The 17211-nt window shown below is 65.1% G+C and carries 12 protein-coding genes; 4 read left to right on the top strand and 8 right to left on the bottom strand.

Annotated features, from left to right (window positions below; translation table 11 throughout):
* Window positions 1-94: 94 nt before the first annotated feature.
* Complete coding sequence (locus tag ABT375_RS01155; RefSeq protein ID WP_416463779.1) at window positions 95-4042, top strand: PIN domain-containing protein; 3948 nt, start codon at window positions 95-97, stop codon at window positions 4040-4042.
* 32 nt (window positions 4043-4074) lie between these two features.
* On the opposite strand, the gene ABT375_RS01150 is transcribed toward ABT375_RS01155, so the two are convergent.
* The 8 genes from ABT375_RS01150 to ABT375_RS01115 all read right to left on the bottom strand — a co-directional run bounded on the left by ABT375_RS01150 (window position 4075) and on the right by ABT375_RS01115 (window position 14407).
* Window positions 4075-4785 carry an RES family NAD+ phosphorylase gene (locus ABT375_RS01150; protein WP_416463778.1) on the bottom strand — a complete coding sequence of 237 codons (711 nt, stop codon included), beginning with the start codon at window positions 4783-4785 and terminating at the stop codon, window positions 4075-4077.
* Window positions 4772-5209 carry an antitoxin Xre-like helix-turn-helix domain-containing protein gene (locus ABT375_RS01145; RefSeq protein ID WP_416463776.1) on the bottom strand — a complete coding sequence of 146 codons (438 nt, stop codon included), beginning with the start codon at window positions 5207-5209 and terminating at the stop codon, window positions 4772-4774. The genes ABT375_RS01150 and ABT375_RS01145 overlap by 14 nt, the downstream gene beginning before the upstream one ends.
* Before the next feature lie 77 nt (window positions 5210-5286).
* On the bottom strand, window positions 5287-5520 hold the full coding sequence (locus tag ABT375_RS01140; protein WP_416463774.1) for a hypothetical protein: 234 nt from the start codon (window positions 5518-5520) through the stop codon (window positions 5287-5289).
* Between the two features lie 59 nt (window positions 5521-5579).
* Window positions 5580-6770, bottom strand: coding sequence for a DUF932 domain-containing protein (locus ABT375_RS01135; RefSeq protein WP_416463773.1), 1191 nt, complete (start codon window positions 6768-6770; stop codon window positions 5580-5582).
* 181 nt (window positions 6771-6951) lie between these two features.
* The gene (locus tag ABT375_RS01130) at window positions 6952-11274 is read right to left on the bottom strand and encodes a strawberry notch-like NTP hydrolase domain-containing protein (protein WP_416463772.1); all 4323 of its coding nucleotides are present in this window, start codon (window positions 11272-11274) and stop codon (window positions 6952-6954) included.
* Window positions 11275-11423: 149 nt separating this feature from the next.
* A complete protein-coding gene (locus ABT375_RS01125) occupies window positions 11424-13136 on the bottom strand; it encodes a ParB/RepB/Spo0J family partition protein (protein ID WP_416463771.1) in 1713 nt (570 codons plus the stop codon).
* A gap of 19 nt (window positions 13137-13155) precedes the next feature.
* Window positions 13156-13473 (bottom strand): ParB/Srx family N-terminal domain-containing protein, encoded by a 318-nt coding sequence (locus ABT375_RS01120; RefSeq protein WP_416463769.1) that lies wholly within the window; start codon window positions 13471-13473, stop codon window positions 13156-13158.
* A 34-nt stretch (window positions 13474-13507) separates the two neighbouring features.
* A complete protein-coding gene (locus ABT375_RS01115) occupies window positions 13508-14407 on the bottom strand; it encodes a toprim domain-containing protein (RefSeq protein ID WP_416463768.1) in 900 nt (299 codons plus the stop codon).
* A gap of 219 nt (window positions 14408-14626) precedes the next feature.
* Here ABT375_RS01115 and ABT375_RS01110 point away from each other — a divergent pair, with 219 nt between their 5' ends.
* The 3 genes from ABT375_RS01110 to ABT375_RS01100 are packed head-to-tail and all read left to right on the top strand — an operon-like array spanning window position 14627 to window position 17195.
* Entirely contained in the window at window positions 14627-14770 is a 144-nt protein-coding gene (locus ABT375_RS01110) for a benenodin family lasso peptide (protein WP_416463766.1), read from the top strand.
* A gap of 48 nt (window positions 14771-14818) precedes the next feature.
* Window positions 14819-15478, top strand: a complete 660-nt coding sequence (locus tag ABT375_RS01105) for a lasso peptide biosynthesis B2 protein (protein WP_416463764.1) — start codon at window positions 14819-14821, stop codon at window positions 15476-15478.
* 1 nt (window position 15479) lies between these two features.
* Window positions 15480-17195 carry an asparagine synthase-related protein gene (locus tag ABT375_RS01100; protein ID WP_416463763.1) on the top strand — a complete coding sequence of 572 codons (1716 nt, stop codon included), beginning with the start codon at window positions 15480-15482 and terminating at the stop codon, window positions 17193-17195.
* The last annotated feature ends 16 nt before the right edge of the window (window positions 17196-17211 follow it).

Here is a 17211-nt window from a genome sequence, read left to right as displayed (position 1 = left end):
CGCTTTGCCCGTTTGCAGAACCCATCGACACATTGGCTGCATGCAACGGCAATCCGCCCTTCCAGATCAAAGCGGGAACATATATGCTAGGCCGATGTCCGTCATATCGCGAGAATTGCCAGCCCCCAAAAATTGGCAGGAATTTGAAAACCTGACCTTCGATATCTACCGGAGATTGTGGAAGACGAACGACGCCCAGCTCCATGGACGCCAGGGACAGCCGCAGGCGGGCGTTGATGTTTATGGCACCGACCGGGTCGAGCAGAAATATACTGGCGTCCAGTGCAAGGGAAAGGATGGCGACCTACGTGCAGTAGTCACTGAGACGGAGCTGCGAAACGAGGTCGCCAAAGCAAGGACGTTCCAGCCACCGCTCGACGTCTTCATCCTTGCGACCACCGCGCCAAACGATCAGGCGATTCAGGGGATCGCGCGGCAGATCAGTCTTGAGCATGGCCGGCTTGGCCTGTTCGAAGTGCGCGTCACGGGCTGGACGACGTTACGCAGCTTCGTCGCAGACGATCCTGATGTCCTGCTCAAATATTATCGGGATCTAGCGCCCGTCGATGTGATGGGCCAGATCGCCGCCGGCGCCGAGCAGAATGCCGCGGGCTTCGCTCAGATGCAGATGCTGATACGCAGCGCCACGCGGATGCTCACGGAATCGCGCGATGTGACCGGCGCTGACGATCCCCTAGCCACTCAGGTCGCGGAGATCGGCAAACTCGTCAGTGACGGATCGCCGCGCGCCGCCATCCGGGCGCTTGAGCGGATAAGGGCAGAGCATGACGCAACCGCCAGCCCGCTCGCGCGCTATCGCATGCTGGCGAGCCTTGGAAACGCCCATTATGCGTTGGACGAAGAAGACCGCGCGATCCCGTTGTTCCATGCGGCCTTCGAGGCGTACCCGGATTTCCCGAACGCCCGGGCGACCAAGGCCATGGCGCTTCTTTTGGAGGGAAAGCGCGAGGAGGCCGAGCCGATCGCCAGCGCCGCCTTCCAGGACGACCGGACATCCGCCCGCAATGCGGGCATCTGGATCGACACGATGCCGCTCGATCGGCCCATGGCAGAAATCGAAGAGGCGCTCCCACCCGCACTTCTCGAAACGCTCGACATTCAGTTGCACCTGGCACTGCGGTCGGGCGGGATCGGCGATGTCGACCGCCACCTGGCCCATGCGCAGGCGGCTCTTGCAATCGCGCCAGAGGACTGGCGCGTCATGGCGACACTGGCTGAAGCGCTGGTCCAACCACTCTCCGCGCTCGAAGGCCTGGGGATCACCCATGATGTGCCTGCGCATCTCCAGGCGGATGTCGAGCGCGCGGTCGGCCTCCTGAAGGCAGCGTGGAAGACGCTTCTGGACCAAGACTCCAGTATCCAGGGCCGGCATGTGTCGGCCAACTTGATCAGCCTTCTCGGGATCATCGGGCGCGAAGCGGAAGCCGACCAAATCCTCGACGAGGCGCTCGGCGCCATGCCTCATTATCCGCCGCTCGGTCTCTTTGCGGCTCGCAGATCGGCAGCCAATGACGACTGGCGCGGGGTCGCCGCAACGCTTGATGCGCTGCCGCGGGACACCTTGACCTTCGACGCACTTTTATTGCGAACCCATGCCGCGCTTCAGCTGAAGGACGCCGCTGGCGCGGTCCTCTGGGCTGGGCGTATGCAGACGGCCGATGTCGGGCAGCCCGCGATGACCGAACGGGCCGAGCTGATCGAGGCGATGCAGGTCCATGCCGCGATGCTAGGAAGCGCCGACCCCGCCGCCCTCATTGCCAATGCCATCGCGAAGCGACCAGGCTCGATCGTCGTACGCTCTGTCCTGTTCGATGGCCTGGAGCCGCAGGATCCACTGCGCGCGCAGCTGGCGAGCGAGATCGGTTCGCTTGCGCAGGGCGAACTCAGCCTGCGCGAGCGCATGCACGCAGCCGAGACCCTTTATGCGCAGGGCAATTATGCCATGGCCGCGGATCTTTATGCGGTCGTGCACGGGGCGGAAGGTAATTATGCGCTGCGACGCCGGCTCCAAGCGCTCAACCTCGCTGACAGGCGGGCCGAGGCGCGCAGGCTGTTCGAAACGCTCCCGACCGCGCTGCGCGCCTCGGACGGCTATCTCGCCGTCGGCGTCGCCATCTACGAGCGCGCCGGGCTGTTAAAGCCGGCGCTCAAACTCGTGGAAAGCGCTGTCGCGCAGCATGACGTGCTACGCAACAGGCTCATCTGGATCCAACTGCTCGTTCGCCTCGGCCGCGCCGATCAGATGCGCGACTGGCTGGACCGCGTGTCCCAAGATATCGAGGGCACACCGATCGAGCTCATCGCCCTCGCGCAGCTCGTTGATCGCTATCTTGGTCATGCGGCCAAGGCGCTGTCGCTAGGCTATCGCGCCCTGCGGACTGGCTATGGTCAGCCAAGGATCCACCTTGCTTACGCCTTGGGTCTGATCGTGGGCGGGCGCTCCAGCAGTGTGACAATGGCACCGCCCGAGGCGATCGAGGCAGGCGCAGGCGTGGTCCTCATCAATGACGCGACCGGTGACGAGCTCCATAGGATCATCGAGACTGGCCCCGTTCCGGCAGTCGAACGGGACGAGCTCTCGCCCGACGAGACCTTTGCAAAGCGGCTGCTCGGGCTGCGGGTCGGTGACAGCATCGAGTTTACGAAGCTGGGCGTTGGCCCGCAAAGCTTTCGGGTAGCCGAGATCCAGACTCCTTTTCTGTTCGCCTTCCGTCGAACCATGAGGCAGTTCCCGACCCTATTCCCCGACAACCCTGCGTTCGGCTCGTTCACGATCGACGACAGCAAGGGCGATGACCGGTTCGAGGAAATGTTTGCGATGGCCCGCAACCGCGCCGCGGAGGGACAGCAGCTCGAAAACCTCTATCGCGACGGCGTCATTCCGATCCCCATGTTCGCGCGGTTTAGCGGGGCAGACATTTTCGAGATCTGGGAGAATTTCAGACAAAAGAACAGCCTTGGGCTTAAAGTCGCTCAAGGTGCGCAGGGCGAGTTCGAGGCCGGATGCAGGGGTGCAGGGGCGGGCGTCGCGGTCGTGGATCCCCTTTCTGTCTACGCCTGGGCACGCATGGGTCTGGGTGCGGTGATCGCCAAACTCTCCGACCGTCTCGCCATCGTGCAGTCCACGATCGATGCGCTGCGGCAGCTCGTCGAAGAGCGCGAAGGCCATCGGGGGCGCAAATCGGGCACGTTCGGCTATGATGGGGAGCGTTACTTTTTCATTGAGCTAACGCCGGAAGCCGCCCAACAGCAGATCGTTGACGCTCGGTCCGCCCTCGAACTGGCCGAGGCCCTGCCTCTTGTGGCCGCCGAGTCCGATCAGGCGATGCCCGAGGGGGTGGCCGAACTGATCGGCGACCTTGACCCTGCCTATCATGACAGCGTGATCGCTGCACTGGCGCCGAAACGCGCGCTCCTGACCGATGATCTGGGTTTCCGTGTCATCGCCCAAGCGGCCGGCGCACAGGTCAGCTGGACGCAGGTGCTAGGTCAGGTGGGCCATCGCGCTCGCGCGATCACCCATGCGGAATATCGGCAGATCCTTGGCGCCCTCTTCGACGCAAACTACACGTTCGTTCAGTTCAATGCCGCTGATGTCGTAGGCGAACTGCAGGACAGCGCATGGGCGCCCAATGATCGCCTGCGCGACTATGCCCGGCTCCTTACGAGCGAAACGCTCGATCAGGCCAACGCCGCGATGGTCATGGCCGAACTGCTCCTTAATAGCAGCCAGATCGCCGGTATCACCCAGGCAATCGTCTTTTCCAACCTGCTGATTGAGGCTGCGGGCGAGCTCGGCCGTTCGGATCAGGTCCGCGCTCTCATGCGATCCGCCAGAGACGCTGCGCAATTCATTCAGATACGAGCCTTCAACCGCGAGCTTCTTCCGGCCCGGCTTTTGGAGACAACTGGTCTAAACCCGGTCAAAAGTCTCGCACTGGACGGCGCAATGAAAGCAGCCAAATTCATCACACATTTCTGGGATGCCCTTCAGGCGGCCGGCTTGAAAACAATTGCATAACGGCCGTGACCCGCGTGGCTTCGTCGCATCGCTTAGGTGACGCGCTCCGCTACAAATTCCGCTGTGCCACTCCAAATCAGCCGATGGAGCTCGCCCTGAACCACAGACTGGACGACATTGGGCCATAACGCCGCGACGCAAAGCCCGCCGATATGACGCACGGAAGGATAGATGATGCCGTTATAACCCATGACGCGCGCGCCGGCGGCAAGAGCGTTTCCTGCAGGGTAACCGATGAAAGGGTCGGGATCGAGGCCAGGATGATTTGGCATGCCGCGCAGGTCGACGAAAACACCCGACATGCTTGCCAGCATCTCCCCATATTCGACCACGGCGTTGAAGTCTCCGGCATCGGCAAGAGCTTTGGTCAGGTGGTGACCGACCTCGGCAATGCAGGTCTCGACCGCCATGGCCGCATACCATGCACCCCGTTCGGCGGGGTTGAAGCGGTTGGGCTCGCGCGGCTTGGCGTAGGCGAAGCTTGCATTGATGAACCGGGCATGGGGAACACCATGCACGAGCTCCGCTGCGCTCAAGGCGCCGGTCCCCCGCTCCTGCGCAATCCGGCGACCGCTGGTTGCGCCCTCGATTTCGGCCAGGGCGGCGAGCTCGTCTTCGTCGTCGGCAAGCGAGTCCATGACCGCGGCTCGCAGCCGAGCGCTCGAGACGAGGCGTACCGTGCGCGGAAAGGCTTCCCGAACCAGTGGCACGCCATCCAGCGCGCCTTCCTCAGAGCCCGCCACGCAGAGCGTCTACATAAAGCCGGGTTTCCAGCATGCGCGGTATACCCCCTGCGATCATCGCTTGGACAGGGGTCAACCGATCGAAAACAGGGCCGCGATTGGGAAGCTTGGGCCAGCGGTCCGCCATGCTGTCGGCGAACAGGAGATGCAGACCCTTGAAGAGGCCGATCAACGCCGATGCCCGCGTCAGCTGATCTTGACTGAGGACGCCCTCCCACCGACCAGCCTTCATGCGATCCCAGGTGCTCTCCGACACGCCTAGAAGCGCCGCGCCCTCTGCATTACTGCCTTCCCAGGCCTCGACGGCGCGCAGAACGGCTTTCACTGCCGGGCCCGTCAGCCTTGCGCGATCTGCTTCTGCCGCAAATGTTTGAACCTGGCTTGCATCCGGCGTCGGCTCTCGAAACTGAACAACATTAGTCATGTCGCGTCTCCTGATGCTAATATATGCCTCACATGACGCGGTATGTCAAGACGGTGGCCACCCGGCATCAAGGCAGTTCAGGCGGCTTCAGTGTCCAGATCCGTTGGATCGATGGCTACGGACATTGCAAGGTCGGGAATACGCAGGTTGAAATAGACGCTGTCCTGCGCGCGTCTGCGTGCCAGACGTTCCGCCTCAAATTCGTCGCCTGCCTCGACCTGGTAAACTTCCCGGGCATAAAGCCATCCATCACTCAGGAAATCGACACAGGCGCTATAGGCGCGCGGCTTTGATTGCAGATGATCGGTCATCGCTCGGCTCCTTGTTTGAAAAGAGAGTGGCGCCGGCCTCGGGCCGACGCCCGTTCTGATCAGCCGGCCTTCTGGAGGAGGCGCCTGGCTTTGCCTTCAAGCTCGAGGCGGGCGTCCTGATTGGGGCGGCTCCGCGCGAGCGCGGTGACGCCCTGCACGAAGTCATAGATGGAGGCGGGCGGATGTCCTTCCTCGGCAAGAACAGTGGCGATGATCCTGCCCGTATCGGCCTTCGAAAAGCCCTGGCGTCGCAGGAAGTCCTCCCGGTCCTCATCCTTGCGCGCCACGATCCGGTCCTTGGCCGCGGAAATGCCCCGCACGAAATCTTGTGGAGAGGAGTCTGCAAAATGCGTGAGCGCCGGCGCGGCTTGGGCGGCGAACCTGTTCGCCGCGAACTTCGAGTGGCGGATATTGATCTCCTCGAAATTCTCGACGCCCCACAGGTTCCGGTTCATGCAGACCGCACGCAGATAGAAGGTCGCGATGCCGAGGGCCTTCGAGCCCACCTCGCTGTTCCAGCAATAGAAGCCCCTGAAATAGAGGTCCGGATCGCCATTGGGCAGCCGACCGGCCTCGATCGGATGGGTGTCGTCGACCAGGAAGAGGAAGACGTCCCGGTCCGAGGCATAGAGCGTCGTCGTCTCGGCGCTGACGTCGACATAGGGGTTGTAAATCATCGAGCCCCAGTCGAGGACGCCGGGCACCTTCCAGCGCGTATCGCCAACGCCATTGCCTGCGAAGCGCATGACTGCCTCGACCAGCTCGCAATCCCAGATGCGACCATAATCGGGACCGGTGACGGCCCGCAGCTCGGTGCGTCCGTCATGGGTCTCGAGCAGCTTCACATGCTCGGCGCGATGCTCGATGAGCCCATGCTGAAGGTTTATGCCGGCAAGGGCCGCGGGGAGGTCGCGCAGATAGCCCGCCGGCGCGCCGACCAGGCTGCAGAGCTGGCCAAAGGACCAGTGCGTGGGTGCGACGGGTCCCTCGGCTCCCGGCGCCAACAGTCTCAGCGACGATACGTCGTCGGTTCGCGCCTCGACGCGGATGGCCCGACTCTCGACGACGCGCGTGTTCGCCACGTCCCTGCGCCGAAGGACATGGTCGTAGAGCGTCTCGAGCGAGAGGAAGCGCTCATCCGCGGGCCGGCTGAACCATTCGGACGAGACGCGGCCGACATTCTGGCCGCGGCTGATATCGACCTTGAAGCCTCCCGCTACGGCGCGGGATGCTGGTGCGAGCATGTTCATCGGAAATACTCCTTGGACCAAGAGGGCAAGATCGCCGGCCGGCGACCTCACGCCCTCCTTCCCCCACCCCTCCTGTCGCCGAACGCCGACGGTTTTTCAGGGCCGTGAAGCCGGAGAACCCTCAAGAGAGACAGCGACACAGTGGGACTGCGCCGGGCCGGATTTCTGACGGCACGGCGCATCACGCTGCCAGTCCGCTCCCGTCGGAAAGGGCTTTCTCGATCGCTCCCAATATCTCGGCCGCTTTGTTCATCGGCACGAAGAGGCGCGTTCGAAACTGGATGATCTCGGTGAAGCAGCCCAAAGCCTTGAGCCGCGCCAGCTTGAGCACGGGATAGCTCTTGATCTCCAGCCGGGCCTCGTCGTTCACGTGAACGCGGTGCAACCTCGCCCCTGCCATGGCCGGTATGGCGACGCCGTCCGCGCCGCGCGCGGCAAGGACGAGCTCCGCGGGCGAGAGCGCCACCTTCATGTCGATTCCAAAGCCGTTTGCGATCTTTGCAAGGCCAGCGGGCGAGATGATGCGGCCGAGCACCGACTGCCCTTGGCCGTCCGCGATGCGCCAGACCCGCAGATCGTCGTCGGGAAGGCGATTCCACACGGGGAGTAGAAGCCCAGTCGCGATGCTGATGGTTTCGACGTCGATCCGCTCGGCAATCTCTTTCGCCTCGGCGGTCCAGGCGTCCCGAAACGCCTCTTGGGCGAAGGGCTCCCAGGCGCTTTCGGACAGGCGCGAGGCCGGCATGCGCTCCGAACCTGATGGGCGCGCGAGCTCCCAGACCTCGATCTCTTCGCCGTCATTGTCGAGAATGGACCATGACGGGAGTCGAAGCGCGACCCGGCCCGAACGGGCATTGCGCAGGAAGGCGATACGGCGCGAACTGCCCCACTGCTCGAGCAGGGCGGCCAGGTCCGCGGGCCGCCGTCGCCGGTGCAGCTCCAGACGCTGGAGCCAGGTTTCCGCGCCCGTGTCGGGATCCCGGCGCAGGCGTTGCTGCTCGACGGACACGATCTGCTCGACCAGAATCGTCTCGACGCCGACATCGAGCGTGCCGCGCTCGCGCGCCGCGTCGATCCGGGCCTGGATGAGCGCCATATATTCCTCAAATATGGCATTTTGCGTGGCGATCCGGAGCGCCAGCAGGCGGTTGAGCCAGCGCTGGATCGGCGGGAGATCATCGAGCAGCGCGCCGCCATCGTCGCTGACAAGCTTGAGGCCGGTCATCTCGACGAACCGCCCCAGGGTCACGCTCTTGAGTTTGCCGCGATAGAGCAGCGAATACCATTGCTGCAGCGCGTCGCGGGCGTGATCGCTCTCCAGATTGTCCATCGGATCGAACAGATTCTGCCCGCCCGTCTGCCGCTGGCCGCGAGTCAGGGCGCCCAGGCTATCGAGCCGACGGGCGATCGTGCTGATGAAGCGCCGCTCTCCCCGGCAATCGGTCGTGACCGGCCGGAAGATGGGGGCGGTCATCTGGTTGGTGCGGTTGGTTCGACCCAGGCCCTGGATGGCTGCTGCGGCGCGCCAGCCTGGCTCCAGGAGATAATGGACGCGCCGACGGTTCGCCGACGCGCAGCCGCGGTCGGCATGATAGCTTCGCCCCGTGCCGCCGGCATCCGAGAAGACGAGGACGCTCTTGGCCCCGTCCATGAAGGCCTGGGCTTCGGCGATATTGCTCCGCGCCGTGCGTCGATCGAGCCGTTGGCGGCCGGCGCCATCGATCACGATGCGCCGCGTCCGCCCGGTGACTTCCGCCAGCCGGTCGGCACCGAAATGGGCGACGAGGGCGTCGAGCGCGCTCGGAATCGGCGGCATGGCGCAGAGCTGTTCGACAAGGTCGTCGCGGGCACGCACGGCCTTGGCGCAATGGACGGCATTGCCGGCCTCGTCCTGCATCGGTTCAGAGCGCAGATCACCGCCCGGATCCTTAAAGATCCGCATCTGCCGGGTCGGGAAGGCAGCGGTCAGATATTGGATCATGAGCTCGCGCGGGCTGAGTTCGATGTCGAGGTCCGCGCGGTCCTGCGCCGACAGCCCCGCCAGATGACGATCGAGCATCGCCTCGCTGGTCGTGACCAGCTGCACCACGGGATGCCGCCCCTGCGCGATGTCGGCCTCGATCGCCTGGATGACCGTGGGGAGCTTCATAGAGATGAGAAGCTGGGCGAAGAAGCGCTGCTTAGCGCTTTCGAAGCGCGAGAGCGCCGCGCCCTTGGCCTGGGCGTTGAGCGACTCGCCCGTCATGCCATCGACGATGGCGGTAGCGGCAAGCGCCTTGTCGAGATCGCGGTGAATGAGCGCCCAGGCGTCGGCATAGGCGTCGTAGGTATCGATCTGCTCGGGAGTGAGCACATGTTCGAGCGGGTCATAGTCCACGCCCTGGAAGGTGAGCGCGCGGGCGGTGTAGAAGCCCATGGCTTTGAGGTCTCGCGCCACGATTTCCATCGCCGCGATGCCGCCGTCGCCGATCGCCGCCATGAACGCCTCGCGCGTCTCGAAGGCAGCGCTGCCCCATAGGCCGAGCCTGGCCGCATAGCAGAGATTGGCGGGATCGGTGGCGCCGGTCGCGCTGTTGTAGAGGATACGGGCGCGCGGAAGCAGGTTCTGGAGCCGCACGCCGGCAAGACCCTGCTCGGATCCCTTCTGGCCGCCAAACTTGGTGGCGGTCCCCGCCGCGTTCGCCATCTCATGCGCCTCGTCGAAGACGATGAGCCCGTCGAAATCGGGCCCGAGCCAGGCCAGGATCTGCTGCAGGCGCGACTGGCTGTCGTCGCGCTGCGAGCGGAGCGTCGCGAAGGTCAGGAAGAGGATCGCACTGTCCATCGCGACGGACTTGCCGAGCGGCACCGTGTCGAGCGGCTGCACATCGATGCCAAGGCCGCCGATCGCGGCCCAGTCGCGCCGCGCGTCCTCCAGCAGACTGGCGCTTTTGGAAATCCACACCGCCTTGTGCTGACCGCGGCTCCACTGATCCATGATGCAGGCGGCGATCTGGCGTCCCTTTCCGACGCCCGTGCCGTCGCCGACCATGAAGCCGGCCCGATAGACCGCGCCCTCGCTGTCCGGATGGAGCAGCGTCCCGGCATCGTTCGGACGAAAACGGCCCGGCAAATCCCGCTCGAACGCCTGGCCTGCGAAAACGACCGTCTCGAGCTGGGCATCGGACAGGGTCGCGACTGTGCGGTCGGGCAGCATCGGGCGATAGGCGGGCACGGGCGGGAGGATCGAGGCCATCGCCATCGATTCGACGAGGCAGTCGGGATGAGGTCGCGCGGGCTCGAAGCGCATGCGCAAGAGGCGCCAGGGCACATAGATGCCGATGGCGTCGCCAGCAGCGGGCGGCTCGGCCAACGTTTCATAGCAGAGCGGCGCCGGCTCGTCCGTCGTAGCCGCCACGGCGGGCAATGGCGCTGCGGGCCTGGTACCAGCGAAGCGCGGGAAGAGGCTGAGGCGCTTGCGTGCGGGCATGCGCGCAGAAACGATCGGCGCTGAAACAAGAGCGGGCTCGGGCGGCAGCGAAGGGCTTCCGTCGAGGCGCGGCGGGACGGTCTCAAGCAGTGCCGACATCTCGGCCAGGCTCGTGGCGACATGGCGCGCCGTTGGGCCGGTCCAGCCCTTGTCGTAGACCAAGATCCGCACCGAGACCGAGGTCCCGTGCTTGGCATAGGGCTTCCCCGCGATTGCGAGTTCCCATCGCGGCATCACGGTGCGGGCGACCATCTCATAGCCCTGGGCGCCGCTACCGTCCCGGGCGAAGCTGGGGGGCATGATCGCGACGCACCGGCCGTCTTGGCCGAGGCGCCACAAGGCGCTTTCGAGATGGCGCGCGCCGGCGTACCGGTCGACTCCCCGGCTTTCCGATCGGGAGAAGGGCGGGTTGATGAGGACGAGGCTTGGCCGTCGCCTGTCCGCAATGAGATCGTCGATAAACTCGGCATCATGGCAACTGACCGGCTGGCCCAGGGCCAGGGCGAGTAGCGCCGCCCGGTCGGGATCGCGTTCATTGAGGAGCAGCCCAGCGCCCCGCGCGAGGGCATGCACGGCGAGCATGCCGGTGCCGGCCGAGGGCTCGAGAACGAGATCGCGGGCGCGGATATCGGCCGCGCAGGCGACCGCCCAGGCAAGACCAAGCGGCGTCGAGAATTGCTGAAGCGCGATCTGGCGCTCGCTGCGATAATGCTGCGTTGGAAGAAGCGCGCTCAGTTCCTCCCGGGCGGCGAAGGCAGCCGCCGGGTCGTCCCATTGGACAAGGCCGCTCTGCGGGTCGCGGATAAGCAGGACCTGCGCGATCTCAAGCGCGTCATAGGCTTCGCGCATCGTCCAGTCTCCGCTCGCGTCCGAGCCGCCGACATGCCGGCGCAGCAAGGAGCCCAGCAGACGACGATCGACGATCCCGCCATGGGAGAGGTGCTCGGCGATCGCCTGCGCGGCAGCAAACAGAGCGAGCGTTTTAGAGCCAGCCGGCTGAGCGCCGGCAGGTTCAGCAAAAAGTGGCATGTTCATAAGGGTCTCCGGGCTGCGATGGAGGGCTCCTGGCCCTCGCCCACCCCTTCCCCCCTCTTCTCCAGTGGGAGCGGCGAGCGAAACGCACGCCCGCAAAAAAGCGCGGGGACCGACATGACGCCTTGTCGGTCCCCGGCCCTCGGGTCAGATCAGGCTGCCTCGGGAAGGCTCTCATCCGAAGTGCCGGGCGCGACCGCCGCCAGCGCTTCGTCATCGCTATGCGCAGGCGCCTCGGCCGGCGCTGCCGCTTCCTCGACCGGCAAGCGCATGGGGTCGGGAAGCCAGGCGAGCGCGCGCGCCTTGACGTCCGCCTCGGCAATGACGTCGCCCGCGAACAGCTTCTCCGCCGCGTGCGCCAAGTCGAACTTGCGCGACCCGGCGTAGCGGTTCTTGAGCTCGAGGCCGCCAATCTCGTAGAAGAGATCGAGGATCCCGGGCTTGGTCAGCCGATCGAAGAAATTGCGCGCAGTTGGACGCCACCATGCCGCCACGTCGATCGCGAGCGCCTTGCCCAGATGGTCGAGGAAGCCGCTGCCGCTCTGGCCATCGGGAACCGCGATGATCGTCCGCGCGATCGCCCAGCCGAGCCAGGCCGCGCGGGCCTCGTCACCAAGCGCACAGAAAGCGTCGTAACGCGACTCGATCGTCGCAAGACCCACCCAGCTGCGGTCGAGCGCCTCGTCGAGCTTCGCCCAGGCCAGCGCCGCGGCCGACTCGCTCGCAAAACCGTGCACCCGGGGGGTCGCGGCCTTTGCGCGAAGCTCGGACGGCATGCCGCTCCAGCCGAGGTGGCAGGCATCGTCGGCCATGATGAAGGTGCCAAGATCGAGCGCGAAGAGCGGATCGCTCGCGATATGGACTGCGAGCAACTCGGTCTTCATCATGGCGAGCTCGTCGCGCAGCCGCATGCTGTAGGACCGAGGCTCCTCGGCGTCATCCGCCTCGTCGCCACGGTCGTCGCCGTCCACGTCGTCATCATCCTCGCCATCCTCGTCGATGCCGATGGCCTCGTCGTCCACTGCGGGCTGGTCCTCCTCTAGCGCATAGACGCTGGTGTGAAGTTTGGGCGCACCGGTCTCGTCGATGAGAAGGAAAGCGATAGCGCCGGCCTTCTGCGCCGGCGTGAACGCTCTTTCGGTCGGGACCAGAGCGTCGCGCTCGGCCTCCAGCGTCTCGATCCGGCCGGCCTGTTCGGGGCTATAGTCCTCCTCGCCTTCCGCTTCCCGTTCGATCTCCTCGAGCTCGGCCTCGATCGCGACCTGCCGCGCCAGGACATCGACCGGCAGATCGAGCGGTTCCGGTTCGATTTCGTCGAGCGCGTAGGTCTGCGCCCAGGGAATCATGGTCGAGGGGACCACCCGGATCTGCGCAAAGCCTTCGCGCTCGCGAATGGCCTCGGCCGCCGTAGAAAGAGCCTGCTCGGCGAGCTCCTCGACCAGACCCCCGTCCAGCCAGATCTCGGTCGCGGCGCTGGAGAAGAGGTCGACGTCCAGCCTGCCGCCGGCCGCGACATAGGCATCGCGCCCGACAAGCAGTGCCTTGGGATCGGCGCCGCGATAGGAACCGCTTGCAAGAAGGCGCCGTATCTCGTTGACATTGTTCTTCTGATAGCTCGATCCCAATTGCTCGAAGATACGCGCTTGGCTGTCCTGATCGGCGGTCGAGCCATAGGCCTTGGCGACCTCCATGCCGATCTCGCCGGCACGCAACGCGGCAAAGATGGACGGGGCAAGGTTAGCGAGCCGCAGGCGGCCGAGCACGAACGTCTCGCTCTTGCCGAAGCGGCGGGCAAGGTCGGCCGGACTCTTCTTTTCCCGCTCGATGATGGCCTGGAAGGCGCAACATTCGTCGGCCGGGTTCATGGGCAGCTGGAAATAATTTTCAGCAAGAACTCATCTCGATCGCGTCGCGCGCATTTTTCGCGATGAGGACCGGGACCATGAAATCCTGATCGAGCGCGCCGTCCTCGATATTGGCGAGCGTCGCCTCGAGCCGACGGCCGCCGCCATATATCTCGACCCTGCCCTTTGCGGCGCCCCGGGTGACGCGCACGCCGATGAGGTTTTCAAGAAGATAGCCGTTCGCCGCGATATTGGCCTTGAGCTCCGCGTCGGCCGCCGCGTCGCTATGGGTTCGCACATTGTCGGGCGACTTGAAGCAGTCGCGCGCCAGCACATAGTCGATGGTGGGTTTGGTCATCACAATGTCTCCGAAAGGCGGGGCGGCCTGACCGTCAGGCCGCACCCCGCACCCGGCTCCCCACCCCCTCCTCCTTCCTTTCGAGCACATCGTTCCAGTCGTTGAGACCCCACCAGGGCCAGATCGTCTCGATTTTCAGAGAAGCGCGCTGGTAGGCCTGTCGCGTGAGTCGCTCTGCTCTGCGTCCCGCCATGTCATTGTCCGGCAGGAGGACGAGCCTTTCGACGGCGTCGGGAAGGTCGAGTTGATGGAGCCGCTCGCTCCCGAGCGCTGCCCAGACCGGAATGCCCAGCAGGATGGCGGCCGACTCCGCGCTCTCCACGCCCTCCGCAAGGCCGAGCCACGAGCCCGCCGGTCGCAGGCGAACGGCGCCGCCCAGAGGTCGGCCAAGCGTGCGCTTGGGCCTAATCAAGTCGCGAGCCAATCCCGTACCGCCGGGTTCGAGGAACAACCGCTGGACAGCGACTATCCTGCCGCGATCCTCGAGCGCTGCCAGGACCGCGGACCGGTAGCGAACGGCGGTGCCACGGCCAAGCGGCGTACGGGGATGCCATCGCAGGCCATCGGGAAGCGTGTGGATGTTTCGCGCGCGCAGATAGGTCTCTCCTGGAGAGCCGGCGAGCATGCGCGCGTCATTCCAGAGCGACCTTGCCAGATCCGCCGTCCGGTTGTCGGGCGGCGCATCGACGCGCGAGGAAGGCGAAGGATCGACCGGCACGGCGAGGCGCAGGCGGCGGATGGCGCGAAGCACATCCTGGTTGCTGCAGCCGGCGAAGCATTTGAAGAGCAGGCTGCTATGTCCGACCCGGACCGAGAGACTGGGAACCCTATCGCCATGCGCGGGACAGCGGCACATCGCGCCATGGGGCCGCCAGATGCCGCCAAGTCGGTTAGCGAGCTCGGCTGCTGCCCGCTCAAGCAGTGGATTGTTCATGGAAAAATGATCCTTGATGCCAATGGCACCCAGTCTCTCCCCCTTTCCCTCCATTCGAGTACGCTCACAAAAGCCGGACTCAAGGAACGGGAAACGCTTATAAATCCGGCGAATCGTGCCCCCTATTGTCCGACATCCGGACCTTCTCCATTTTGCCTGGAGGCGCTGCGGCGCGATGCTTTGGGAGCCGCGATTCGGCGGCTAATCAAGGAGCGACACATGACGCACAAGCATGAGCAGCTGAGCGACGAGCTCATCGACCTGGGCGCGGCGACGGCCGTCACCAAGGGCAACAGCATGACGGGCGGCCAGGACGATCCCGGCTCCCTCCGGCAGAAGCCGCCCGCTCTCGACGCCGAGTGAGGGTCGCCGGGCGCGCGTTCGCGCGCGCCCGGTTAGGGGAGAGTGTCGATGGCTTTTCAGCTGCGGACGGGCCTCGTCTATACCGCCTGCCAGGACGACATCATCCTGCTCGATTTGAAGCAGGATCGCTATTTTGCCGTGCCAAGGCCACTGCATTCGGCCTTCCGCACGCTTGTTGAACAGGGCGGCGAAGACGCGCTCGCCCGCGAGCGACTTTCCTTCATTCTCGATCCTGTTGGACCAGTGCAAAGCGATCGACCGGCTACGCCCCCGCGCGCAAACATTGCTCCTTTGGGAGGGCAGTTGGCGCCAGCGCAGGGTTGGCCAAGTCTCCCGAGATTGACGAGCGCCTTTCGCTATCGGGCGATATCAGCTCTGTGGCTTCGGTTCGCATCGCTGCACCACATCATCGAACGGATCGAACGCAAGAAGCGATGCCTTGCAGGCAGGAGGATGCGACTCGACGACGCGGCCCTCATTGCGAGCGCCTTTGACCGCATCGCGCCCCTCTTTCCGATCAAGGACAGGTGCATGTCCATGGCGATCGGCCTCATGATGGCAATGCTGCGCCGACAGGTTCCGGCAACGCTGGTCATCGGCGTTCGTACAGCGCCTTTTTCGGCGCACTGCTGGGTCGAGGTCGAAGGTTTGCTCGTCAATGGCGATCTTGACACGGTTCGCCCCTTCACGCCCATCCTGATCGTCTGACATGAGCGGTCGCTACCTCTGCTTCGTCCGATCCACGCGCGGCGACGAGGCGCGATCCCGTCCCCCGCCGGGCGCGCCCATGGGGTTCAGGGCCGCCCTCGCGACCGAGACCCTCTCGCTGTTCATCAACGACCAGTTGGCGTTCGCGCCGGCCGACGAAGACGGCTATGCGATTCTCGGCATCGCCTTTCCCTATGACGCTTCCCGTGCGCGGCCAGCCAACGCGAAGGCCTTGCTGGAAAGCGCCTGGGGCATGTTTGTCGGGTTTCGAGCCGGGCCCGGCGGCGAGATCAGCATCGTCCGCGACCCTTCCGGACAGTTGCCCTGCTTCTATCGGGCCGATGGCGCCGGCTGGATCATCGCATCGGATCTGGATTTATTGCGCGCCGCCGATCGCCAGACCTTCGACATCGACTGGGATGAGGTCGCCGACGAGCTCCTCTTCCCCAATCACTTCTCGGCCCGTACCGCCCTTGCCGGCGTGCGCGAACTCCTTGCCGGCGAAATACTGGTGATCAGCGGAAGCCGCCTTCGAACGGAAGTGGCCTGGAGCCCCTGGGACCATGCCGGGGCACCGATCGGGCAGCGCCCGGAAGCGGTCGAACGCCTGCGCCAATCCTTCGCCTTGGTCCATGAGGCGATCGCGGATCGCTTTCCCCGGTCGCTCATCACCGTATCGGGCGGCCTCGATTCTTCGATCGTCGCGACGCAGATGAGCCTCCATACAGCCGGCGCGCGTCACCTGACCTTCTATACGCCATCGGACCCGCTCGGTGACGAGCGATCCTATGCGCGGGTGGTCGCCGAAGCCTGCGCGGCACCACTGACGGAGGCGCCCTATGCCGCCGCCAATTTCGCGATCAACTGTCGGACCGATATGCCCCTGCCGCGGCTCACGCACCGCACGATCGCGGGTCTGATGAACGCGAGGATCGCCGACGAGGCCTTCCTTGGCGGTCATGACGCCATTCTAGGCGGCTTTGGCGGCGACAATATCTTCCATGCTGGCGCCGCCGCCTATGCGCTGGGTGACAGGATCGACGGCGGCGCTGGGTTCAGGGCGGTCCTCGAAACGATGCGCGATCTGAGGAAACTCACGTCCGCATCCTATATCGACCTTCTCCGCCATGGGGCCAAAGTCTCGACGCGCCGCTGGCGCAGAGCAAAAGCCGCCCCTTGGCCGCGGCAGCCAGCCTTTCTGTCCCCGGCGATCGCCGACAGGAATAAGCCAGGCAACCTCCACCCTTGGCTGACCGCTCCGGCAGGCGCGGCGTCAGGGTCCGCGGCGCATGTCGCGTCGCTCCTCGCCAGCCATGTCTATCTCGAGCGCATGCCGCGCGCGTCGGGACCTGCCCATATCTGGCCTCTTCTGCTGGCACCAATCGTGGAGACCTGCCTTGCCATTCCCAGCTGGCTCTGGTGCGCGGACGGCAAGGACCGATCGATCGCGCGCATGGCCGCGCCGGCGCTGCCGCCGATGATCGCCACGCGGCGGAGCAAGGGCTCGCCCATGGCGATGCACAGCTGCTATTTCGAGATGCATCGCGACGAGATTTCGCGGTTTCTCTGCGACGGCATGCTCAGCGAGCATGGCATCGTCGATGCGGACGCCATTCGCCGCTACTGCGAGCGGCCTCCGCCGGTGCGGGACTTGGAATATCTCAGGATCTTGGAGCTCGCCGACGCGGAGATCTGGTGCCGATCCCATGCCGCATGACGCGCGCTCGGAGCGC

Origin of the sequence: Sphingomonas sp. VDB2 (assembly GCF_047946695.1) — a bacterium.
Taxonomy (GTDB): domain Bacteria; phylum Pseudomonadota; class Alphaproteobacteria; order Sphingomonadales; family Sphingomonadaceae; genus Sphingobium; species Sphingobium bisphenolicum.
This window is presented reverse-complemented; position numbering and strand designations above follow the sequence as displayed.